Below are 24,271 nucleotides of genomic sequence, written 5' to 3' on the forward strand. Positions count from 1 at the left end.
ATCTTTTTAAAACACAAGGAAATGTCACAGGAAGACTCTTTACTTAATAATAATCTTAAGGGGATTAACAATAATATCAATCACCTTAATAATAATCTGAATTCCTTCAACTCCCAATTAGGAAATATCAATTCTGAAATAGGCAACATCAATAACCAACAGCAAGCTCTGGATGGCAGAATGAATGCTATGTCCGGAATTATTGATGATTTTATCAAAACTGATAAAGAAAAAAGGGAACTTCAGGTTGCCGAAAATATGCAGGAAAGCCTAAAGCAAGACCTTAGCAACAAGTTTGGCTATTATGAAGAGATCAGAAGAACCGTTTTAGGTATTTTGCAAGCTGTAGACAGTGGAATTGTAAGGCATGAGATCATGCAGGATGCCGCTGAAAGCTTAATGATAAAAACTCCCAATTATTGGCTGGCTCCTGCAATGGTTGCTATTGTAGCCTGGGTTCGTGACGACAGAGAAGATACTGAAAGGGCACTGAACGAGGCACTAAGGAGAGATGATTATAAAACAACCCTGTTCTTCATGCTTCTTATGAGAAGACTAGGTAGAGATGAAGCCTGCCATCAATGGGTACAAAGATATCTCATGCATCAGGACCCTTATCGTCTTGATCGTGAATTTGTAATGGTTCTGGAGGCTGCGGCAACCGGATCATTTCCTACACCTTCCCGGGAACTGATTATTTCTACTGTAGACGGATGGCTTAACCTCTTAACACAAACGGATCAGTACATTAATGAGCAGAAAAACGAATGGCTTAAGTTCTTCCAGTCTAAAGGTCGCCTAGACAATAAAGAGTATCCTTTTCTTGAGAAATACTGCACCAATTGGGCAGACCTTAAATCTTCTATGAAAAAAGCGAAACTCCACCAGTTTCTGATTTCTTACTTTAAAAATATACTCAATACTCCTATAGATTATTCAAAAACATCAAAAAATCAGTTAGATGAAATTCTGTCATTACTGATCACTAATTTTGATGATGAAGAGTTTGAACTGCAAAAGAAAATAAAGCTCAACCAGCAACTTATAGATAAAAAAAAGGATAGAAGATCTGTAAAGCTAGATTATGCTTTGGAGAAAGCATTTGAAGACAAAACAAACTTCCTTCAGATGCTTACCAACGTTGCTTTTATTCCGGAATTGGCAGGAGGAACACATGCTACTCAACCTTTGGCAGTAGCCATTAGCAGTCCTTGGATTGTGGAAGCCCATGAAGCCTATACGGCAGACTACAGAATGAACGCTGTTACCACAGCAAATTTAGCGATTGAAAATTATAAAATATCTTCTGATAGTACCGATGAGACAGAACAGATGAAGGCACATGGAGAACATTGGGATAAGATTTTAAAAGATGAGGTAAAGAAAGCCTCATCCGGCAACGGTTGTATTGTTGCGATCACCATTCCCATTTACGCATTTGGCTTATTTTGTTACCTGACCGATCCTAAGGCTGAATTTCTCGGTTATCTTATCTTTTCCGTATGTACGGGATTTCTGGCATTAATGTATTGGGCCGGAAGTTCAAAGAAGGCAGAAGTAAGAAAAAAAGTTAATGAATCCCGTATAAAGTCCGATGAAGCATTAAGAGGATGCCTTACAGAGCTGAAGAGCTTCAAAGCAGAATACGATATGGAAGACGCAAAAACTTCAGAAGTAAAAGCAATGCTTCAATCTATTCAAGCTGAGGAGTTTTTAGCAAACTCAAGAATTACATCATAACCACAAATACTTAATAAGATGAACAACCCGGAAAATAATGCCGAAAACAATAAAGAAGGAAATAAGGAAGATAAACGATCTGAAAACCCTCCAAGAAAGGATAAACAGAACGCAAAATTCCCAGATTGGGATATTCTTCCTCCTAATCAGATCGTAAAACCAAGATCGTAACTGGAGATTATGCTATAGTAATCCCTATAATATTTATTGACACCCTATAAACCTTTCAAGCTCTTGAGAGGTTTTTGTTTTACGGTTTACCGTAAGGATTACCATTGATGCGATCCTAACTTTGACCTATAAATAAAAATAAATTACCATGGCTGTATTTGCAATACCTAATCCTACAAAAACCCTATATGTTGACTTTCCACTGGAAAGGGTGAAAGAAAGTGTAAAAAACATTTCTGTTTTACATTCAAAATATAGATTTTATTCTTGTAATGAGATTTTCAATCAATATACCTATGAATCTTATGAGTTTCTAAGCCTGGGAGTTTATATTGATATTAATTTAAACTCTGTTACAGATAATAAAACGGGGATTAGTATTGAGATCAGAAGAAAAATGGGAACTTTCAATGAACCCCATGAAGTTACCCACGCCAACGATCATATTGTAAACATTGTCAATTGTGTTGCTAAATTAACTTCTATGTCACTGGATGAAATTAATAGTTTAAAAGCAAAGAAAGACGAAAGCAAGGATGTGTATGTTAAAGCCAAAAGCAGAAAAGATAAAAATACCGCAAGTATATTATCTCTTTTACTTGGTGGAATAGGTATACATAGGTTTTACTTAGGACAAACATTGCTCGGTGTTATGTATCTTATATTTAGCTGGACTTTTATCCCCGCTTTTATTGCTTTTATAGATTTTTTCATCTTCATTTTTATGTCTCAAGATAAATTTGATGTAAAATACAATCGTTAATGCTAAAAAAGCAGTTGGAACAAACAAGGATACTCCAAATAAATATTCAAACGGCGACCATTTTCATGGTTGCTGTTTTTTTAGTAATAAATAGTCTTTTCTATTTCTTCATTTTCTATACAAAACCAGACCTACAAAATATCAATATCAAAGAAAGATTTCGTTTTACGGTTTCCCGTAAGGATTAGCCTTGAAACGGTTATACTTTTGACCTATAAATAAAAACAACTATGGGAAAATTTGTTATCACTCAAAGAGTAAATAATGAATATCAATTCAATCTTAGGGCTAAAAACGGAGAAATCATTCTTACCAGTGAAGGATATGTTCAAAAAGCATCTTGCCATAAAGGAATAGAGTCTGTAAAGATTAATTCTCAGGAAGATTCGAGGTATGACAGAAGAGTAGCCGTAAATAATAAAGACTATTTTGTTCTGAAAGCCAGAAACGGGGAAATTATTGGTAAAAGTCAGCTGTACAGCTCCAAAACAGCAATGGAAAACGGAATTTCCTCTGTAAAAACCAATGCTCCGGAAGCAGAAATAATTGATGAAACCCTTTAATACTACAACCATGGATCTTAAAATTAAACTTGAACAATTACAACAGAAAGTTGTAGGATTAAAAGAGCAGATTGCTACCGAAGAAGCCACTAAAAACGCGTTTGTAATGCCTTTTATACAGATTTTGGGGTATGATATATTTAATCCTACAGAAGTTGTTCCTGAACATGTATGTGATATAGGTACCAAAAAAGGAGAAAAAGTAGACTATGTTATCAAAAACAATGATGAACCTATCTTTATTATAGAATGTAAGCACTGGAAAGAGAATGCAGATGCTCACAATTCTCAGCTTCACAGATATTATCATGTTTCCAAGACAAGGTTTGGGGTACTTACCAACGGTATTGTTTATAATTTTTACACAGATCTTGAAAAGCCGAATATTATGGATGAAAAACCTTTTTTCACCATCAATATTGAAGATTTAAAAGACAGCTCCATTAAAATACTGGAAAGCTTCACCAAAAAGGATTATAATCTTGAAAGCATTCTTGATTCTGCAGAAGCTTTAAAATACATCAAGGCAATAAGAAAAGAATTTGAGAAAGAAATAGAAACCCCTTCTGATGAAATTGTAAAGCTTTTGGTGAGCAGGTTTTTTGAAAAGCCTATCACAGCAAACAGAATGATTTCTTTTAAGGAGTATACCAAGAAAGCCCTTACAACCTCCATCAATGAATCGATAAGTTTCAGGTTGAAGTCTGCTTTAAGCATTAATGAACAAATTGAAAAGCAGGATGAGGATGTAAAAACACCTCCATCTATTGATGAAAACAATGATTCTAAAATTGTCACTACTGAAGAAGAACTTGAAGGATTCCAAATTGTAAAGGCCATCATGAGGGAAAAGGTTCCTGCTGCACGTATTGCCTATAGAGACACCCTCTCCTATTTTGGAATTTTACTGGATGACAACAATAGAAAACCATTATGCAGACTACACTTCAACACAGCCAATAAATACATTGAAACTTTTCATAATGGAAAGGATTCCGGAGAAAAGGTATTGCTTAATAGCCTCGATGAAATATACCATTTCAGAGACGAGCTTCACAAAACGCTGGAAAACTATTAATTATGCACTAGAAACAACAAAACTAATAACCACGAAAACTATCCCATATAACTAAAAAACAAATACGATGAAAAAATTACTCTTCACGGGACTTTTAGGTCTCGGATTATTATTACCTGCAAACTTTTCCGCATCTACCCACAATTCTTCTTCCACCAAGGAACTCCTTACTAAAAAACCAAGAAAAGGAAAGTCTAAAAAAAGCAGCAGAAGTAAATCTACAAGATCCAGCTACTCTCCCTCAGGATCTTATTCAAGAAGCAGAGGCTGCACCTATAACGGAAATCAATTATATGTGGGATCAAGAGGCGGCTGTTATTATTACTCAGGAAGCACTAAGCAATATGTAAAGAGATCATATTGCTCAGGTTGCAACTAATTAAAAAAACACTCCATATAAATCAACTTAAAAAAAAAGCGAAGACAGTCTTCGCTTTTTTTGTATTTTCGACAAACTTCAACTATAAAAACTTTAATATCATGATTAAACTCTTATTATTCCTTATCGGGCTTATATTCCCCGGTAAAGAAAGTACATACAATAGCTCCAAAGCCTCGGTAACAATCCAAAATAGCCTGGAACCTGGAGATGGAAATGGAAATGGCCACGGAAACGGAGGGAGTACTGGTGGCAATACGGGCCAGACACCACCGCCCTTTACTCAACCTTAATAATAAAAAATGATTCAATTGATATTAATCCTCTTAGGAATAACACTTCATAATGGCAGTACAAATACAGCCAACGGCAATCAAACAACCACAATGCAAAGCAGCACTATCCTAAGTGAAAATCTTGATACCGGAGGAGAAACAATCCAAACCCCTCCAAAGAAATAAAACAGGCTATCCTACATTTGGATAGCCTGTTTCAATTTATCTTCTTATCATTTCCGTATGCGGAATATCGTCTTCTAAGTATTTATTTCCGGTATCTTCAAAACCAAATCCACTATAGAATCTCAATAAATAATCCTGAGCCGAAATTCTGATTTCAGAAGTATGAAATCTATTTTCGATGGTTTCTACGGCATATTGTATTAATAGTTTACCCAAACTTTTACCTCTAGCCTTTTCAGTCGTCAAAACTCTTCCAATAGAGGTTTCATCATATTTTATTCCCTTATTGAAAACACGGCAATAGGCAAGAACTTCTCCATCTTCTTCTGCCCAGATATGAACTGCTTTCTGATCATAATTATCTAAATCAGGATAGGGACAATTCTGCTCAATAACGAAAACATCTATACGGGCTTTCAATATTGAATACAGTTCCGGAACGGTAAACTCATCAAAGGTTTTTATTTTCCAGATTATATTATTCCTCATCAAAACTTACACTATTTTGGGTTAAAAAATCATTTGTCTTTTCTATGAAATTTAGAATTTCATCACCTCCCAGTTTTTTTTCAGCTGAGGTAACATACAACTCAGGAAGATCTTCCCATGTCTTATGAAGTTCTTTCTTATAATTTTCAAAGTTTTTAATAACCTCACTCGGTTTTAACTTATCTGACTTTGTGAAGACAATTGAAAAAGGAACACCACTTTCTCCACACCATTGGATAAATTCCAAATCAATTTTCTGTGGATTGTGTCTCGAATCTACCAACACAAAAAGGTTGACCAGATTTCTTCTGTTCAGAATATAATTCGTAATCAACTTTTCAAAGTCTTTTCGAATGGACTTTGAAACCTTTGCATATCCATATCCTGGTAAATCGGTAAGATACCAGTTTTCATTCACTAGAAAATGATTGATCAGCTGAGTCTTTCCCGGAGTTCCCGAAGTTTTAGCCAAATCCTTATGATTCATCATTGCATTGATCAGCGAAGACTTTCCTACATTGGATCTTCCGATAAAAGCATATTCAGGCATAGTAGGTTCCGGGCAATCCTGCCATTTTCCACTACTTTTTACGAACGTTGCTGTCTTAATAACCATTTTGAAAATATTTTAGAAAAATAAACCACTAAGAAAAGCTCTTAATGGTCATTTATTATGTATTTAAACTTTATCTTTTATCCAGTTGTACAGGATTTCATTGAAATCATCCGGCTTTTCCATCATCGCAGCATGGCCGCAGTGATCAATCCAGAATAGATCCGAATTAGGAATAAACTTATGCATGTCTTCCGCTACTTCCGGAGGAGTAACGTTATCCTGCTTTCCCCAAATCAGACAGGTAGGAGTCAAAATCTTAGGAAGATCATTCAGCATATTGTGCTTAATGGCACTTCTGGCCAGCATTACTGTTTTTATTCCTTTCATTCTATCATTTACCACTCCAAAAACTTCATCTACAAGATCTTCAGTAGCCACTTTAGGATCATAGAAAACCTCTTCAGTCTTCTTTCTTATGTAAGACTTATCGTTTTTCCTTGGAAAACTGTCCCCAAAAGTTCTTTCATATAAACCAGAGCTTCCTGTTAAGACAAGATTCTTTACCAGATCCGGTCTTGCCAACGTAAGAATAAGTCCTACGTGTCCTCCCATCGAGTTTCCTACTATCGTTACAGGGCCAGAAATATGGCTTTCTATAAACTTGATGATATATTTTGCTAAAGTGGTAAGATTCGTATTGAGTACTGGCAAATCATAGATTGGCAGCTGAGGAACATAAACCTTATATCCTCTCTGTGAAAAAAAATCTACCATCTTATCGAAATTGCTCAAACCACCCATTAACCCGTGCAACAGCACTAATGGATGTCCTTCCCCTGCCTCTATATAGGAGTATTTCTTTTCTTTTTTTGTACTAAATATCATAAAACGCCTTAATAAAGCCTTGCAAAAATACAAATTAAACCTCAAAAATATTTTGATTATCCTAATTTAAGATAAAAATAATACAATATTCCCCTTTTTAACTTTTTTTTTAAAAACTGCTTTATTATGGCTTAAATAACAGTTTTAACAACCATCTACATATCAGTAAATTACATTCTTGGAACTCAATCTTTAATAAAACTTATTAACATTGAGTCAAAAAGTGGGAAAAAGTGGGAAATTTTGGAAATTATTATATAAATTTGTCCCAAATGAAAAATTTCATTGGAACATATGAGTGTAAAATTGACGACAAAGGCCGCCTAAAAGTTCCCTCATCTTTAATCAAACAGATGGAAAACTTCGAGGACAAAGCATTTGTAGTCAAAAGATCTGTGTTCCAACCTTGTCTGGAGGTCTATCCAATGAATGCATGGGATAAACTGATGGGCAAAATTAATAAACTGAACAGATTCATTAAAAAGAATGCTGATTTCATACGAATGTTTACGGCAGGAGTAAAAACAGTAGAATTGGATAACGCAGGAAGATTACAGATTTCCAAAGACTTAATGAGCTTTGCAAATCTTCAGAAAGACACGGTAATCACCAGCGCAGGAGAACTTTTCGAAATTTGGGATAAAGAAGCCTACGAAAAAGTGATCTCCACCAATGAAACAGATTTTGCCAGCCTTGCCGAGGATGTGATGGGCTCTTTCGATGAAGAATAGCGGTATCAGTTATTAAGATTATATTAAACAAAAAACACAATTAAGCATGTATCATAACCCCGTTTTGTTGAAGCAGAGTGTTGATGATTTGGTGACGAATCCTGACGGAATATATGTGGACTGCACCTTTGGTGGTGGCGGACACTCAAGGGAGATTTTGAGCAGACTTTCCGACAAAGGAAAACTGTTCAGCTTTGACCAGGATCTCGATGCGCTTAAAAATACAATTGATGACCCTAGGTTTACATTGGTAAATCAGAATTTCAGATTTCTGGAAAACTCTCTGCTAATGTATGGAGAACCTCAGGTGGATGGTGTTCTGGCTGATCTTGGAGTTTCATCTCATCAGTTTGATGAGGCAGACCGAGGTTTCTCTACAAGAAGCAATGCTCCTTTGGATATGAGAATGAATGTGATGCAGAACCTTGATGCCAAAAGAGTGATTAATGAATATGGAGAGGAAGAACTTGCAGATATTTTTTATCACTACGGAGAATTAAGAGAAGCAAGAAAACTGGCAAGAGAAATTGCTCATCATAGAAAAACAAAAACAATTGAAACCACAGAGGACTTAAAAAAGCTTTTCAGCTATATTCCTCCTCATAAGGTTAATAAATTCTATGCTCAGCTTTTTCAGGCAGTAAGAATAGAGGTGAACCAAGAACTTGAAGTATTAAAAGAAATGCTTGTTCAGGCTTACAATGTCTTAAAACCCGAAGGAAGATTAGTGGTAATCTCTTATCATTCCCTAGAGGATAGATTGGTAAAAAGATTCCTGAAAAACGGAATGTTTGAAGGAGAGCCCGAAAGAGATATCTACGGAAATTATAAAAAGGCATTCGAATTGATAAAGAGTAAAGCAATAATTCCGGATGATAAGGAAATTGAAGAAAACTCAAGAGCAAGAAGTGCAAAAATGAGAACCGGAATAAAATTATAAGGCAACAGTAAATTTACTGCAAAGCAAATTAAAATAAAATTGGCAAAAAGAACAACAAATCGCCCACAGAAGAGACTCACTTTTATAGATATTATAAAAGGAAACTTTCTGAATCGTGATGAGATCAAAATACATTACAAGTATTTTCTATTGTTGTTTATCTTGATGATGGCCATGATTTACAGTAATCACCTCGTCAACAAGAAAATTAGAATTGTAAATGCCTTAAAGGAAGAAACAGAAGAATATAAATCGAGAAACGCTTACGCTCAAAGTAAGCTGATCAAGGTAAAAATGGAATCAGAGCTGGGGAAAGAGGTTGCCCGGGACTCATTAATGACCCTGGAAAACCATCCTCATAAATTGCTAATAAAACTGGACAGTACAGATGCAAAAGCAAAATGAATACGACAATAAGCGTAAAAAAACTTTACGATGGGGCTACCTCTTTGCAGTGGTAGCTTTGTGCGTGTTTGTAATGTTCCTGGCAAGGATTGTAATTCTGCAGAACACCAATGTTCAGGAGATTAAGGATGATTACATTAATAAAAACTATCGTGAAGCCACCTTAAAGGCTGCCCGTGGTAATTTATTCGCTTCCGACGGCTCCATTTTGGCAACAACCGTAATGCGCTACGACATCTATCTTGACTTCAAAACGATGAAAGATACGATCTACAGCAACAATATCGGAGCTTTAACGGATTCCTTGAGCAAAATGTTCGGAAAATCCAGAGGAGAGTTCAGACAAAAGTTCGACGAACAGAAGAAAAAGAAAAACCAATACTATACCCTGGTAAAAGGACTTGATTTTGATCAATACGACAGAATCCGAAACTTTCCAATCTTCAAAAAAGGTAAAAACAAAGGGGGCTTCATTGTTGACAGAAACTACAAAAGAGAACTTGCCACCTCGGAAATCGGAGCAGGAACTATTGGTATCGATAACGGAGAACTCAGATCCGGCTTGGAAGGAGCTTTTTCAAAATATTTAACCGGTACAGACGGAAAAAGATTAGAACAGAGAATCAATTCTTCACAATGGAAGCCTATTGACTTCTGGAAAGTTCAGGAACCCGTAGACGGAGAAGATGTATATACCACTTTAGACCTTAGAATTCAGGACATTGCACACTCTGCACTGGAGAAGCAGCTTATCCATTACGAAGCAAAACACGGCACTGTAATCGTGATGGAAGTTGAAACCGGAAAAGTACGTGCGTTGGTTAATCTAAGAAGAACAGACGATGGCGAATATGAAGATTCTTACAACTATGCGTTAAAAGACAATATTGAACCGGGATCCACATTCAAGACCATTTCTCTTTTGGCAGCAATGGATGATGGTTTCATTGATGAAAATACAACCGTAAACGTAGGAAATGGAGTTTGGACATATGCCAAGCAAAGAATTTCTGACGGCCACGGTGGCGGAACCTATGACATCAGTGATGTACTGGCTAAATCCAGTAACGTAGGAACCTCCAAGCTGATCACAAAATATTATGCAGAAAAACCACAGATCTTCCTTGACCATTTAAAACGTTGGAAATTATTCGACAAAATGGAAATCGAACTTCCGGGGATCACAAAGCCAAAGATTGTAACTCCAGAAAACAAAAGATGGAATGCCGCTACTCTAGCCTCCATCTCATATGGTTACTCTTCAAACGTTAACCTACTGCAACTAACAACTTTCTACAATGGAGTTGCCAATGGAGGTAAAATGCTTAAGCCATTATTCATCGATAAAATCATGAAAGACGGAAAGGTAATGTACAATGCAAAGCCTGAAGTAATGGTGAATAAAATGGCCTCAGAAAAGGCTATTAAAATGATGACAAGCGCCCTAACTAAAGCTGTAGAAAAAGGAACGGGACGAAGCATCTTCACCCCGAATCTGAAAATGGCAGGAAAAACAGGAACCGCCAGATTTGAATACTGGCTTCCCGGCCCTATGAAGTACCGTGCATCATTTGCTGGATTCTATCCCGCAGACGCTCCAAAATATACATGCTATGTAATGGTAAGCGAGCCTAATACTTCAATCGGATTTTATGGAGGACCTGTAGCAGCACCGGTATTTAAGGAAATTGCAGGGAAAACATTCCTAAAAACGCCTCAGAATATTGAAAAAGAAATGCTTGTAGACAAAAAGGTAAACCTTAGCAAAATGGTTGAACCTAATGTGAAGGTGGCAGTTAATAATAAACAGATGCCTAGTGTGGTAGGATTAATTGGTAAAAATGTTATTCCACAATTAGAAAACCTAGGTTACCGAGTTGATTACAAAGGAGTTGGAAGAATAAAAGAACAGTTCCCATTGGAGGGTACTACCATCAGTAAGAACCAGAGAATATATTTATCTCTGCAGAATTAAAATTAGAAGAACCCGTCCCAAAAGGACGATTTAACAAAAATAGGACGAAATCCTATTGATAACAATGACAGTAACAGAATTAGTAAACAGAATTCCAGTAATAGAAATTCACGGTGATAGTAACCGTGAGGTTTCCGAATTGGTATTCGACAGCAGAAAGGTTTCAGAGAACTCTCTTTACATCGCTATGAGAGGAACGGTTGTGGATGGACATACATTCATTGCATCTTCTATTGAAAAAGGAGCAACAACCATTGTATGTGAAGAATTTCCTGAGACATTAGCAGAAAACGTAACCTATGTGAAGGTAAAAGATTCAGCTAAGACTTCAGGTCATCTTGCCTCTAATTTCTACGGAAATCCATCTCAAAAACTTAAGCTGATAGGAGTTACAGGAACCAACGGAAAAACCTCTGTTTCTACTCTGCTTTTTGATGTTTTTACCAATCTTGGCTATACTTCTGCATTGCTTTCAACTGTTGAGATCAGAATCGGGGAAGAAATTATTCCGGCAACACATACCACTCCGGATGTGATCACCATTAATAAAATCTTGGCTGAGGCTGTTGAAAAAGGCTGTGAATTTGCTTTCATGGAAGTAAGCTCTCATGGGATTGCTCAAAACAGAATTGAAGGACTTCACTTCAAAGTAGCGGGCTTTACAAATCTTACCCACGATCATTTAGACTATCATAAAACCTTTGAAGAATATTTAAAAACAAAGAAAAGATTCTTCGATGGACTGGAAGATACCGCTATTGCCATCACCAATGTAGATGATAAGAACGGAAATGTTATGCTTCAAAACACAAAGGCTAAAAAGAAGTCTTATGCTTTGAAAACCATGGCAGACTATCATGGAAAACTATTGGAAGTTGACTTTAACGGAATGTTGGTGAATTTCAACGGAAAAGAGTTTTGGACGACATTGACGGGAAAATTTAATGTTTACAACTTATTATTGGTCTTTGGAATAGCTATCGAACTTGGATTTGAACAAGAAGAGATTCTTCAGGCTATCAGCAAGCTGAAAAGAGTTTCCGGAAGATTTGAGACATTCAAGTCAGACGGAGGAATTTTCTTTATCGTAGATTATGCCCATACTCCAGACGCATTGGAAAATATTCTGGACAGCATCAATGATATCAGAACAAAAAATGAAAGATTAATCACCGTTTTCGGATGTGGAGGAGACAGAGATCACTCCAAAAGACCTGAAATGGGAAATATTGCCACCAAAAAATCAACATTGGCAATCATCACTTCAGATAATCCGAGAACAGAAGATCCTGCACAAATTATTAAGGAAATTGAAGCAGGAGTTGAACCTCAAAACTTCAGCAAGTACACTTCAATTCCGGATAGAAAAGAAGCCATAAAAATGGCCATAAAGTTTGCAGAACCTAAAGATATTGTTTTAGTAGCCGGAAAAGGCCACGAAACCTATCAGGAGATAAATGGTGTAAAACATCATTTTGATGACAAAGAAACAATCAATGAGCTTTGGAGATTAATGTCTAAATAGATTGAAAAGATTGAACTCATTTAAAGATTAAAATTAAAAAAGAAACATGCTATACTATCTATACGAATATCTAACTGACCATGGAATTCACGTTCCGGGATTAGGAATGTTGAAATACATTTCTTTCCGTGCCGGAATGGCTGTACTGTTTTCTTTAATTATTGCACTTGTGTATGGTAAAAGAGTGATCAATTACCTTAGAACAAAGCAAATGGGTGAATTAGTACGTGATCTTGGGTTAGACGGACAGAAGCAAAAAGAAGGAACTCCTACTATGGGAGGTCTTATCATCATTTTGGCAACCATTATTCCGGTATTGCTGTTTACAAGAATCACCAATGTTTATATTGTATTACTACTCGTTTCCATGTTTTGGATGGGTGCCATTGGATTTTTAGATGATTATTTAAAGAAAATCAAAAAAAATAAAGACGGGCTTAGCGGCAAGTTTAAAATAGTAGGACAGGTTGGTTTAGGGCTAATTGTAGGAATTACAATGTATTTCCACCCGGACATTACCGTGAAGAGAAAATATGCAGATGCAAAAGTGGTGAACAGAAATAATGTAGAGCAAAACTTTATGCCTACAGAAAAAATTACAGTTTCCACCGTTCCTTTTGCAAAAAACAACGAGTTTGATTACAGCGGAATCCTGTTTTGGATGAATGAAAAAGATGCCCACGAATGGGCATGGATTGTCTTTATACCCATCGTAATCTTCATTGTAACAGCTGTTTCGAATGGAGCCAATATTACCGACGGAATAGACGGCCTCGCCGCAGGAACCAGTGCAATTATACTGCTCACTCTTGCCCTGTTCGCGTATCTTTCCGGGAACATCATCTTTGCAGACTACCTGAATATCATGTTCCTTCCCAATATGGGAGAAACCACCATTTTTGCCGTGGCCATGGTAGGTGCCGTAATCGGATTCTTCTGGTACAATACCTATCCTGCACAGGTTTTCATGGGAGATACAGGAAGCTTAATGCTGGGAGGAGTAATTGCTGTTTTAGCCATTATCTTAAGAAAAGAATTGTTGATTCCTGTGCTATGCGGAATCTTCTTAATAGAAAACCTATCTGTAATGCTGCAGGTTATTGTTTTCAAATACAGAAAAAGGAAATACGGGTTGGAATATGCCCAAAATAATAGACTATTCAAAATGTCACCATTACACCATCATTATCAGAAAGACGGATTTCACGAAAGTAAAATCGTTAACAGAATGATTATCATCGGAGTAATATTGGCCATTGTTTGTCTGATCACACTGAAAATGAGATAATTTTTGTAAAAAGTAGAAAGTACTGATGTAGGGACACCAAATGCATTGTACGTTTTACATTTTACATTTTACAAAAAAGATTAAATATGAAAATAGTTGTTTTAGGAGGAGGAGAAAGCGGATGTGGAGCTGCTTATTTGGCTAAAAAGAAAGGTCTGGAAGTATTTCTTTCAGATAAAGGAGCCATTAAGGATAACTATAAACAGTTTCTTGCTGAAAATGAAATTGAATTTGAAGAAGGAAACCACAACGAGGAAAGAATCTTAAATGCAGATTGGATTGTAAAAAGCCCGGGAATTCCGAAAAAGGCTGAAATTATCTATAAAATTCATGAAAAAGGAATAAGACTTTCCTCAGAAATTGAATTTGCCTCTGAATTTACAGATGCAAAGATTATTGCCATCACAGGAAGCAACGGAAAAACAACCACCACTTCCCTAATCTACTATATCCTGAAAAATGATGGATTAAACGTAGGCTTAGGAGGAAATATAGGATACAGCTTTGCAAAACAAGTTGCAGATGAGAACCATGAATATTATGTATTGGAAGTAAGTTCTTTCCAATTAGATGATATTCAGAATTTTAGACCTTATATCTCTTTATTGTTGAATCTATCCCAGGATCACCTGGATCAGTACAACTACAACTATGAAGAATATGCCCTGGCAAAGTTCAGAATAACTGAAAATCAGGAGAATGACAATTTCTTCATCTACAACAAAGATGATGAGATGAGTAAAAATCTTCTTGAAAAACTAGAGATAAAGGCTAAAATGATCCCTTTCTCTACAAAAGAGAAGCTGGAAGAAGGAGGTTTTGTCAATGAAGATCAAATTGTGGTAAAAATGAAAGATGAATTTTCAATGAAAGTTGAAGAATTATCCCTACTTGGAAACCATAATGTAGCGAATAGTCTAGCAGCATCAATAGCTGGTAAGATATTGAAAATCAACAACGAAAGCATTAGACATTCTCTAATGACCTTTCAGGCAGTAGAACACAGATTGGAGTTTGTAACTGAAATAGAGGGTGTTAAATACATCAACGACAGTAAGGCGACCAATGTGAATGCAACCTATTATGCCCTGGAAAGCATGAAAACCCCAACCGTATGGATCGTGGGTGGATTAGATAAAGGGAATGACTATACCGAGATTGAGGATTTAGTTAAAAGAAAAGTAAAGGCAATCGTTTGTCTGGGAATTGATAATAAGAAGATCATAGATTTCTTCAAAGGAAAAAAGGAATTTATTTATGATACCTCAAGCATGGAAGAAGCCGTGAAAATATCCAAATCATTGGCCAAAAACGGAGAAACTGTTTTATTATCACCATGTTGTGCAAGCTTTGACCTATTCAAAAGCTATGAAGACAGAGGGCGTCAGTTTAAAGAACAAGTATTAAAATAAAAATGTCGGGTGTAAAAAGTACATTTTACTTTGCACATCATACATCAATACAAAAAATATGGACGAGCAGAACACAGAAAGCAGAGTTGAATTTCTAAAGGGCGATAAAGTACTTTGGATGGTCATTCTTGTGATCTCCATTTTCTCTATTTTCCCTGTTTATTCTGCAAGTTCAAACCTGGAGTACATTGTTAATAACGGAACCACCACAGGTCACGTTATCAAGCACATGTTCTTTGTAGTCTTAGGTTTAGGAATCATGAGACTCGTAGGAACCGTAAAATATGAATATATTGGAAAGCTCAGCAGTATTTTGCTTGGCCTTATGATTGTTTTATTGGTTGTTACCATGTTTACCGGTCAAACCATTGATGGAGCCAGTGCTTCCAGATGGCTGAAAATTCCGGGAACACCCATCTCTTTCCAGCCATCGTCTTTTGCTTTCCTGATGTTAATCATCTATTTATGTAGATATCTAACCAAGAAGATCACAAGAGAAAGACTTCCTATAGAGAATATCATGTATATCTTCGGGCCTATACTTCTCGTGTTTGTTCTGGTTGCAAAAGATAACGGATCTACAGCATTAATGATCTTAATGGTTTCCGTTATTGTTCTCGTTATAGGACAACTTCACTGGAAATATATCGCAGGGTTTATTTCAGCATCATTTATAGCCATTGTACTATTCTTGCTGATTGCATTGAACACTAATATGATCGGTGGAAACCGTGTCCATACCTGGATGAGCCGTATTGAAACATTTACATCAAGCAAGGCAAAATCAGCAGATACTGATGATGAAAGCATAAAAGCCAAGAACTATCAGGTAATGCAGGCCAAAGCAGCCATTGTACACGGAGGAATTACCGGAATGGGACCTGGAAAAAGTGCATTAAAACAAATGCTTCCTCAATCTGCCTCCGATTTTATCTTCGCCGTAATTGTAGAAGAATATGGAGTAATCGGAGCCGCATTTCTGATCAGTCTCTATCTGATTATGATGATACGGATTGTAATGATTGCCAGTAAAATGCCGGCATTCTTCGGATCGTTGCTCGTGCTGAGCCTCGGGGTAATGATCTTTATACAGTTAGCGGTAAATATTGCCGTTGCGGTTAATCTAATCCCCGTAACAGGACAACCTTTACCATTAATCAGCTACGGAGGAACCTCCATGTTGGTAACCTATTTACAGTTAGGAATTATCTTAAATATAAGCTCAAGAATTCAAATTTATGATGAAGAAGGGATGGGCAAAAAACAAAGCATAGCAGAAATAAACGATATCGCATAACCAAAAAGCAGGACAAAGTCCTATTAATTTAAATGAGCAAAAAACTAAAAATATTATTATCAGGCGGCGGAACAGGAGGACATATCTTCCCTGCCATTGCCATTGCTGATGAAATCAAGAAAAGATTTCCTGATGCAGAATTTTTGTTCATTGGTGCCAACGGAAAAATGGAAATGGAAAAAGTTCCGCAGGCTGGCTATAAGATAGAAGGAATAGATATCGCCGGAATCGACAGAGGAAATATATTATCCAACTTGGGATTACCTTTCAAGATTCTGAAAAGTTTATCAAAATCAAAGAAAATCATCAAGAGCTTTGCTCCGGATTTCGCCGTGGGAACCGGTGGTTTTGCAAGTGGTCCTGCTTTGTATGAAGCAAGTAAATTGGGAATTCCGATTTTCATTCAGGAACAGAACGCTCATGCAGGAGTAACCAATAAAATCCTTAGCAAAAAAGCAAGAGCCGTTTTTACAGCCTACCCAAAAGTAGAGGGTTTTCCGGCAGAAAAAATTAAATTTCTGGGCAATCCGATTCGTGAAAATATTATTTCAGGAATGCAGGAAACAATTCAGGCAAAGGAAAAAATGGGATTGAATAAAGACAAACTTACGATTCTTTCTGTAGGTGGATCTTTAGGCTCCAGAACACTGAATAATGCATGGAAAGCCCATTTAAAAGACATTTTAGACAAAAACTATCAGCTTATCTGGCAAACAGGAAAGCTTGATTATAAAGATATTTTAGAAGAAACAAAAGATACTGAAACCAGAAATATTCAGATCCTTGAATTTATCAAGGACATGGAACTGGCTTATTCTGCAGCAGATATCATTGTTTCAAGAGCCGGAGCCATCGCCATCTCAGAGCTGGCAGTAGCACAAAAACCGGTATTATTGGTTCCTTTCCCTTTTGCAGCGGAAGATCACCAAACCAAAAATGCCATGAATCTGGTTGAAAAAAATGCAGCCAGAATGGTAAAAGACTCTGAAATGCAGGAAAAGTTCTGGAATACACTATCAGAAATCTGCGAAAAAGAAAGTGTAAGAAAAGAAATGTCAGACAATCTAAGATATTTTGCCAAGCCAAATGCCGCAAAAGAGATTGTAGATGAAATATTTAAATTAATGTAAAAGTAGAATTGTAAAATGTATTAATGAAAATCATAAATACTCTTTACATGAATACATCAATACAAGGAAAAAGAATGAACAATTTAGAAACATATCAAAATTTTTACTTCGTTGGAATCGGAGGTATCGGAATGAGCGCGTTAGCACGCTATTTCCATGCATCCGGAAAAAATGTATTGGGCTATGATAAAACCAATACCAAGCTTACTCAAAATCTAATGAACGAGGGAATTGATATTGTTTTCGAAGATCTTACTGACGAAAAAATTACATCTCTTCAAAAGGAAGATACATTGGTGATCTACACGCCGGCTATCAAAACGCTTGGAATATTAGATTATTTTAATGAAAATCAGTTTCTAGTCTTAAAACGAGCAAAAGTTTTAGGATTAATTACAGAAAATACAGATTGCATTGCCATAGCAGGAACCCACGGGAAGACAACAACTTCTACGCTGGTTTCTCACTTATGCAAGGAAGTTAATTTGCCGTTCTCATGCTTTTTGGGAGGTATTTCCGAGAACTTTAAATCCAACTTCCTATACAATGGTTCCACTTATTCTGTAGTAGAGGCAGATGAGTATGACAGAAGCTTCCTGAACCTTTCTCCGGATTGGGCCGTAGTAACTTCTACTGATGCTGACCACTTGGATATTTATGGCGATAAAAGCCACATTGAAGAAGGTTTCAGACAATTTGCAGCACTAGTTCCGGAAGATAAAAAACTGTTTGTAAGAAAAGGAGTTGAGATTGGCAGAGGACATCAAACCTACGCTGTGAATGAAAAGGCAGACTATTACTCAGATAATCTGCGTATGGATCATGATAAGATATATTTTGACTTCCATACTCCCACCGAAACAATAAAAGATTTTGTTTGGGAAATACCGGGAATTCATAATGTAGAAAATGCAACAGTAGCATTGGCTATTCTGCACAATTTGGGCGCAGATTTTGATACGCTGAAAAAAGCAATCGCCAATTTTAAAGGAATTAAGAGAAGATATACTAAACATATTTACGAAAACGGTAAAATTTACATTGATGACTATGCCCATCATCCAACAGAGATTAATGCAGTAGTAGGTTCTATCAAAACTTTTTATCCTGATAAAAAATTATTGGTTGTTTTCCAGCCCCATTTGTTTAGCAGAACCCGAGATTTTGCAGATGGATTTGCAGAAAGTCTGAGCAAGGCCGAAGAATTGATTTTAATGGATATCTATCCGGCAAGAGAACTTCAGGAGAATTTTGAAGGTATTACTTCAAGCTGGCTGTTGGAAAAAGTAAAATTAGATAAAAAAGAAGTATCGAATTTATCCGATGCTTTTGAAAAAATAAAAGAAAAAGATTTTGATATCCTCCTTACAGTAGGTGCAGGAAACATTGATACCCTGTATGACCCTATTTGTGAATGGATTGAGAAAATTTGAATATAAACGCAATGCTCGCAAAGAAAAATATAAAATCGTTCGCAAAGGCGTTTCACTCAGCAAATGAGAAAACAAATTATATAAGTTATAGCCCTCGCTGAGTGAAACGCCCTTGCGAACGGAAAAATAAACAGATTGCTTTGCGATCATAGCGTTAAACAAAAAACACAAAATGTATGATAGAAAATGAAATTTCAGAGATTGTTTTCAGTGCTGGAATGAAAATACATCGTACGCTTGGAATTGGACTTTATGAAAATGTATATGAAGAGTGCTTAGTTTATGAACTAAAAAATAGAGGATTGAATGTAGAAAGTCAAAAAAACATTGACATTGAATATGAAGAATTAAAGATATCTAAAGCGTTCAGAGTAGATTTATTAGTTGAAAACAAATTAATAATTGAAATAAAAGCAGTTCAGGAGATTAATGATTATCATTTTTTTCAGCTTTTAAATTATTTAAGAATAACAAACATAAAACTCGGAATGATTTTGAACTTTCATTCAATGTTATTCAAAAATGGAGTAAAACGAGTTGTAAATAAATTGTAAAAATAATAATGTATTTACGTATTCATGAATACATTTTACATAAATACATGAATACAAAAAATGTATGAAAAATAAGTACAGAATATTAAAAATTGTTGTCACGGTAATCATCCTAGGATTGTTGCTGAGTTTCTCCTTGAAGAGATTCGGCCGCCAGCAGATTACCGACAATAAGATTTCTGTAAAAATGAATGAAAAAACTCCGGTTTACTTCGTTGATGAAAAAGATATCAGAGAAATTGTAAAAAAGGAAAACCCATCAGGAAAAGTGGGTGACCTTAACATTCCGGCATTAGAAAAAAGGATCAATTCTCTTCCTGCTGTAGACAGTGCCAATGTTTATTTGAATCTAAACGGAAAGCTGAACCTGGATATCAAGCAAAGGGTCCCTGTTTTCAGACTTAATAAAGACGGAAAAGATTTCTATGTGGATGAAAAAGGAATTGAGTTTCCTATTTCCAAAACCTATTCGCATCCATGCATGCTGGTTACAGGAAATGTACAGCCTGATGAATATGAGAAACTGGCAGAATTGGTTGGAAAAATTGATAAAGACGATTTTAGCAAGAAATACTTCATTGGAATTTCAAAATATAAGGAAAGCTACAATCTTCTGACAAGCGAAGGAAATTACCGAGTAGAGATTGGAGATTTAGATAATATTGATTTTAAAGTAAAAGGATTTAAAACCTTTGTAGAAAAATATCTGGTATATCAGGATCCACAAAAGTACAATATGGTGTCTGTAAAATATCAAAACCAGATTGTAACCACCTTAAACCCCTATTTCAAGGAAAACGACAGTATCCTGAAAGCAGGAAAACAGGAATTGGCTAAAGTTCCGGCCTCAATGGCAGCCTCAAAAAAACAGGAAAACAAGCCAAAGGCAGCAGAAGTAAAAAAAACAAGTACAACCTCGGTAAAACCGAAAGAAAGCACAAAACCGAAAACACAACAAAAGGAAGTAAAAAAAACAGAGAAAAAAACAACGGCCCCGGCACAGTCCAAGCCAAAGCCAAAAGCAAAGGTGAAAATAGAATAATTTAACACAAAGTAGGATACAATCCTAATTATAGAAAAAGTAGAAAAAAATCAAATCGATATAAAAATGGAAAATCAAGAGTATTCAGTAGGTCTGGACATCGGGACAACAAAGATAGTCGCGATTGTCGGAAGAAGGAATGCACACGGGAAGATAGAAGTTCTCGGTGTAGGAAAAGCTAAAAGTCTTGGTGTTCATAAAGGTATTGTGAATAATATTTCGCAAACTATTAATTCAATCAAGGCCGCAGTTTCCGAAGCACAATCCAGTGCTGGAGTTCCTATCCGCAAAGTTACGGTAGGTATTGCAGGAAAGCACATTCGTTCTCTGCAGCATTCCGATTATATTATGCGTGAACATCCGGATAAATTTATTACAGATGATGACATTGAAGCATTAAAAGATCAGGTCAAGAAGCTCGTTATGCTTCCTGGAGAAGAAATTATCCATGTACTTCCACAAGAATATAAAGTAGATTCCGAAGGTGAAATTCAAGAACCTGTAGGAATGCACGGTAAACGTTTAGAAGCTAACTTCCATGTTGTAGTTGGGCAGATGGGAAGCATCAGAAATATAGCAAGATGCGTTCGTGAAGCCGGATTAGAAATGGAGGCCCTTACTTTAGAGCCATTAGCCTCTTCTGAAGCCGTTCTTACTAAAGAAGAAAAAGAAGCAGGAGTAGCAATTGTAGATATTGGTGGTGGTACCACAGATATTGCTATCTTTAAAGATAATATCATCCGTCATACCTGTGTTATCCCTTACGGAGGCGGGATTATTACCGAAGATATCAAAGAAGGTTGTTCCATTATTGAAAAACATGCAGAACAATTGAAAGTAAAATTCGGTTCGGCTGTGCCAGAATTAGAAAAAGACAGTACTTTTGTAACAATTCCGGGGCTTCACGGCCGTCCAGATAAAGAAATTTCTTTAAAAACCCTTGCTCAGATCATCAATGCGAGAGTAGAAGAAGTTTTGGAAATGGTTAACACAGAATTGAAAGCCTATGGAGCTTTTGAACAAAAGAAAAAGCTGATTGCAGGAATCGTTTTAACCGGTGGTGGATCCAACCTGAAACACCTTCGCCAGCTAGCCAATTATACAACAGGTTTTGATAGCAGAATCGGTTTTGCAAATGAATATATTGCCAACGATAAGAATCAGTACCTTAAAGGCCCTGAATTTGCTACGTCTATCGGATTACTGATGGAAAGTTTAAAGATCAGAGACAAGAGGCTGAATATTGACGAAGAAGTGGAACCGGTAGTAAATGAGCAGCCCAAAGCTGAGACTAGCTCTGTAGCAGCAGAAACTGTTCAGCCGATTCAGCAGGCAGCCCCTGTACAGGAGCAATCTGTTCCCGATCAGAAGCAGGAAAACAGAAGAGCGAAACTGACCTTTGGACAGTCGCTTATGGAAAAAGTAAAAAAATTCTTTGAAGAAGTAGAATAAAGTATAAATGATAGATGATAACCGATAATGGATTTATCAACTCTCACCCATCATTCATCAATTGTTAAAAGTATAGTTATGGAAAATATAGGTACACAAGGATTTTCATTTGATCTACCAAAAGGAAATTCATCCATCATAAAAGTAATCGGTGTAGGAGGCGGTGGAAACAACGCCCTAAAGCACATGTACGAGAAAGGAATTCATGGAGTTGACTTCGTGGTATGTAATACAGATGCTCAAACTCTAGATAATAACCCCGTTGCCAATAAAGTTCAGTTGGGAACTTCCATTACGGAAGGTCTTGGAGCTGGTGCCGACCCTGAAGTGGGAGAAAAATCTGCCATCGAAAGTATTGAAGATATCAAAGCCGCTATGGGACAGAACACGAAAATGGTGTTCATCACTGCCGGAATGGGTGGTGGTACCGGTACCGGAGCAGCCCCTGTCATTGCTAAAGTAGCAAAGGATATGGGGATTCTTACTGTGGGAATCGTTACAGTTCCATTCAGCTTCGAAGGAAAAAGAAGACTGGAGCAGGCAGAAAACGGTCTTGAAAAATTAAAAAATAATGTTGATTCATTAATTGTAATCAATAACGATAAATTAAGACAGCAATTCGGAAACCTTGGATTTAAGCAGGGATTCTCAAAGGCGGATGAAGTTTTAGCCAATGCTGCCAAAGGTATGGCAGAGGTTATTACCGGTTACTTTGATGTAAACATTGACTTTAGAGATGCTAAATCTGTACTTCAGAATTCCGGGACAGCGTTGATGTCTACGGGAACTGCGTCAGGTGAAAATAAAGCAGAAGAAGCCGTAAGAAAAGCCCTTGATTCTCCATTGTTGAATGACAATAAAATTACAGGTGCCAAAAATGTACTATTGCTAATCAGAAGTGGTGCAGAAGAGGTAACTATGGACGAAATCGGTATCATTATGGACCACATCCAGAAAGAAGCAGGAAATACTGCAGACATCATTTTTGGAGTGGGTGCTGATGAGGAACTAGGAGATGCAGTAAGCGTTCTTGTTATCGCTACAGGGTTCTCTAATGACAACAAGAAGTTCTCTGGTCCTACAGAGAAAATCAGAATCAGCCTTAATGACAGTTTTGAAGCCCCAAAATCTTCTCCTTTTAAAACAAGAGAGGAAAGAGCCTCAACTCCTGAAACCACCCATGATTTCGGAGGAAAAAACCTTTTCAGATTAGATGACGAAGACCATGATACTACCAAGTTCAATGTGACGTCTACTGAAAAAAAAATGATTATTGAAGAAGAAGAAATCAGAACTGAAATTAAATTCTTTGATAAAGAGGAAAATACAGTAAATACACCTGAGCAGGAATGGAGAAATGAAGACGAAGATGCACAGGATGCTTTCAGTCTGTTCTCTATTGATGAAGAAGATGAAGATCCAAACGACCTGGAAATCCAGTCTTTCTCATTTGATTTTGAAAATAAAAAAGATGAGCCTCAGTCAGGAAATACTTTCAACAATTCTTCTTCTCAGGAAAAACCTGTTGAGTTTAGCTTCTTTGTAAACGAACCTGTTAGAAATGAGCCTAAGACAGATTTTGGACAGCCTAAAGCCGAGTTTAATGCTCCGGTAAGTGCTGTTGCAGAGCCTGCTCAAAAAATAGAGACGTTCTATCAAAAAGAAGAGCCAAGAACAGAAACAAAACCTGCTTTTGAAACCAGAGCAGAAGTTGAAGCACCAAAAACTGAAGAATCTGAATTCACTTTCGTGAATAAAACCATTGATCAGGACAGAGTAATAGAAAGAAGAAATAAACTAAAAGAATTCAATTCCCGTTATCAAAGCTTTGACAGCACAAGTGAATTCGAGTCTATTCCTGCTTTCAAAAGAAAAAATATTTCGATTGACGGAACCAATGCATCAGACCAGAATATCAACACTTATATGTCTGACAACAACGGTTCTATGCAAATCAGAGAAAATAGATTCCTTAATAAGGATGTAGACTAAAATAAACGTA

25 protein-coding genes are annotated in these 24,271 nt (G+C 36.6%); 22 read left to right on the forward strand and 3 right to left on the reverse strand.

Annotated features, from left to right (window positions below; all coding sequences use genetic code 11):
- The first annotated feature begins 21 nt into the window (after positions 1-21).
- The 8 genes from C7D53_RS17495 to C7D53_RS21020 all read left to right on the forward strand — a co-directional run bounded on the left by C7D53_RS17495 (position 22) and on the right by C7D53_RS21020 (position 5,155).
- Positions 22-1,740: a hypothetical protein gene (locus C7D53_RS17495; RefSeq protein WP_106917706.1), complete on the forward strand. Its 1,719-nt coding sequence runs from the start codon at positions 22-24 to the stop codon at positions 1,738-1,740.
- Positions 1,741-1,758: 18 nt separating this feature from the next.
- Positions 1,759-1,911 (forward strand): hypothetical protein, encoded by a 153-nt coding sequence (locus C7D53_RS21010; protein ID WP_162926213.1) that lies wholly within the window; start codon positions 1,759-1,761, stop codon positions 1,909-1,911.
- Positions 1,912-2,059: 148 nt separating this feature from the next.
- Entirely contained in the window at positions 2,060-2,674 is a 615-nt protein-coding gene (locus C7D53_RS21175) for a TM2 domain-containing protein (protein ID WP_228422414.1), read from the forward strand.
- A gap of 230 nt (positions 2,675-2,904) precedes the next feature.
- A complete protein-coding gene (locus tag C7D53_RS17510) occupies positions 2,905-3,237 on the forward strand; it encodes a YegP family protein (protein WP_106917708.1) in 333 nt (110 codons plus the stop codon).
- Between the two features lie 10 nt (positions 3,238-3,247).
- Complete coding sequence (locus C7D53_RS17515) at positions 3,248-4,315, forward strand: type I restriction endonuclease (protein ID WP_106917893.1); 1,068 nt, start codon at positions 3,248-3,250, stop codon at positions 4,313-4,315.
- A 67-nt stretch (positions 4,316-4,382) separates the two neighbouring features.
- Positions 4,383-4,694 (forward strand): hypothetical protein, encoded by a 312-nt coding sequence (locus C7D53_RS17520; protein WP_106917709.1) that lies wholly within the window; start codon positions 4,383-4,385, stop codon positions 4,692-4,694.
- A 101-nt stretch (positions 4,695-4,795) separates the two neighbouring features.
- Positions 4,796-4,987, forward strand: a complete 192-nt coding sequence (locus tag C7D53_RS21015) for a hypothetical protein (RefSeq protein ID WP_162926214.1) — start codon at positions 4,796-4,798, stop codon at positions 4,985-4,987.
- A 9-nt stretch (positions 4,988-4,996) separates the two neighbouring features.
- The gene (locus tag C7D53_RS21020; protein ID WP_162926215.1) at positions 4,997-5,155 is read left to right on the forward strand and encodes a hypothetical protein; all 159 of its coding nucleotides are present in this window, start codon (positions 4,997-4,999) and stop codon (positions 5,153-5,155) included.
- Positions 5,156-5,191: 36 nt separating this feature from the next.
- Here C7D53_RS21020 and C7D53_RS17530 read toward each other — a convergent pair whose 3' ends face one another.
- From C7D53_RS17530 to C7D53_RS17540, 3 genes are all read right to left on the reverse strand, one after another.
- On the reverse strand, positions 5,192-5,644 hold the full coding sequence (locus tag C7D53_RS17530; protein ID WP_106917711.1) for a GNAT family N-acetyltransferase: 453 nt from the start codon (positions 5,642-5,644) through the stop codon (positions 5,192-5,194).
- Entirely contained in the window at positions 5,634-6,260 is a 627-nt protein-coding gene (gene yihA, locus C7D53_RS17535; protein WP_106917712.1) for a ribosome biogenesis GTP-binding protein YihA/YsxC, read from the reverse strand. The genes C7D53_RS17530 and yihA overlap by 11 nt, the downstream gene beginning before the upstream one ends.
- A 63-nt stretch (positions 6,261-6,323) precedes the next feature.
- Complete coding sequence (locus tag C7D53_RS17540) at positions 6,324-7,085, reverse strand: alpha/beta fold hydrolase (RefSeq protein WP_106917713.1); 762 nt, start codon at positions 7,083-7,085, stop codon at positions 6,324-6,326.
- A gap of 272 nt (positions 7,086-7,357) precedes the next feature.
- Between C7D53_RS17540 and mraZ the strand changes: the two genes are divergently transcribed.
- The 14 genes from mraZ (at position 7,358) to ftsZ (ending at position 24,261) form a co-directional block, all read left to right on the forward strand.
- Positions 7,358-7,816, forward strand: a complete 459-nt coding sequence (gene mraZ, locus C7D53_RS17545; RefSeq protein ID WP_076352797.1) for a division/cell wall cluster transcriptional repressor MraZ — start codon at positions 7,358-7,360, stop codon at positions 7,814-7,816.
- Between the two features lie 46 nt (positions 7,817-7,862).
- Complete coding sequence (rsmH, locus tag C7D53_RS17550) at positions 7,863-8,756, forward strand: 16S rRNA (cytosine(1402)-N(4))-methyltransferase RsmH (protein ID WP_106917714.1); 894 nt, start codon at positions 7,863-7,865, stop codon at positions 8,754-8,756.
- A 39-nt stretch (positions 8,757-8,795) separates the two neighbouring features.
- Entirely contained in the window at positions 8,796-9,161 is a 366-nt protein-coding gene (locus C7D53_RS17555) for an FtsL-like putative cell division protein (protein ID WP_106917715.1), read from the forward strand.
- Entirely contained in the window at positions 9,145-11,136 is a 1,992-nt protein-coding gene (locus C7D53_RS17560) for a penicillin-binding transpeptidase domain-containing protein (RefSeq protein WP_106917716.1), read from the forward strand. The genes C7D53_RS17555 and C7D53_RS17560 overlap by 17 nt, the downstream gene beginning before the upstream one ends.
- A 64-nt stretch (positions 11,137-11,200) precedes the next feature.
- Entirely contained in the window at positions 11,201-12,661 is a 1,461-nt protein-coding gene (locus C7D53_RS17565; protein WP_106917717.1) for a UDP-N-acetylmuramoyl-L-alanyl-D-glutamate--2,6-diaminopimelate ligase, read from the forward strand.
- Positions 12,662-12,707: 46 nt separating this feature from the next.
- On the forward strand, positions 12,708-13,949 hold the full coding sequence (gene mraY, locus C7D53_RS17570; RefSeq protein ID WP_106917718.1) for a phospho-N-acetylmuramoyl-pentapeptide-transferase: 1,242 nt from the start codon (positions 12,708-12,710) through the stop codon (positions 13,947-13,949).
- A gap of 86 nt (positions 13,950-14,035) precedes the next feature.
- Positions 14,036-15,361 (forward strand): UDP-N-acetylmuramoyl-L-alanine--D-glutamate ligase, encoded by a 1,326-nt coding sequence (murD, locus tag C7D53_RS17575; protein WP_106917719.1) that lies wholly within the window; start codon positions 14,036-14,038, stop codon positions 15,359-15,361.
- A gap of 58 nt (positions 15,362-15,419) precedes the next feature.
- Positions 15,420-16,658 carry an FtsW/RodA/SpoVE family cell cycle protein gene (locus C7D53_RS17580; protein ID WP_106917720.1) on the forward strand — a complete coding sequence of 413 codons (1,239 nt, stop codon included), beginning with the start codon at positions 15,420-15,422 and terminating at the stop codon, positions 16,656-16,658.
- Positions 16,659-16,690: 32 nt separating this feature from the next.
- Complete coding sequence (gene murG / locus C7D53_RS17585; RefSeq protein ID WP_106917721.1) at positions 16,691-17,788, forward strand: undecaprenyldiphospho-muramoylpentapeptide beta-N-acetylglucosaminyltransferase; 1,098 nt, start codon at positions 16,691-16,693, stop codon at positions 17,786-17,788.
- A gap of 74 nt (positions 17,789-17,862) precedes the next feature.
- Positions 17,863-19,221, forward strand: a complete 1,359-nt coding sequence (murC, locus tag C7D53_RS17590) for a UDP-N-acetylmuramate--L-alanine ligase (RefSeq protein WP_106917894.1) — start codon at positions 17,863-17,865, stop codon at positions 19,219-19,221.
- Positions 19,222-19,397: 176 nt separating this feature from the next.
- Positions 19,398-19,775 carry a GxxExxY protein gene (locus C7D53_RS17595; protein WP_106917722.1) on the forward strand — a complete coding sequence of 126 codons (378 nt, stop codon included), beginning with the start codon at positions 19,398-19,400 and terminating at the stop codon, positions 19,773-19,775.
- A 64-nt stretch (positions 19,776-19,839) separates the two neighbouring features.
- Positions 19,840-20,817, forward strand: a complete 978-nt coding sequence (locus tag C7D53_RS17600; RefSeq protein ID WP_106917723.1) for a cell division protein FtsQ/DivIB — start codon at positions 19,840-19,842, stop codon at positions 20,815-20,817.
- Between the two features lie 66 nt (positions 20,818-20,883).
- The gene (gene ftsA / locus C7D53_RS17605; RefSeq protein WP_106917724.1) at positions 20,884-22,269 is read left to right on the forward strand and encodes a cell division protein FtsA; all 1,386 of its coding nucleotides are present in this window, start codon (positions 20,884-20,886) and stop codon (positions 22,267-22,269) included.
- Between the two features lie 78 nt (positions 22,270-22,347).
- Positions 22,348-24,261, forward strand: coding sequence for a cell division protein FtsZ (gene ftsZ / locus C7D53_RS17610; RefSeq protein ID WP_106917725.1), 1,914 nt, complete (start codon positions 22,348-22,350; stop codon positions 24,259-24,261).
- Positions 24,262-24,271: the final 10 nt, after the last annotated feature.

Origin of the sequence: Chryseobacterium aurantiacum (assembly GCF_003020585.1) — a bacterium.
GTDB classification, from domain to species: domain Bacteria; phylum Bacteroidota; class Bacteroidia; order Flavobacteriales; family Weeksellaceae; genus Chryseobacterium; species Chryseobacterium aurantiacum.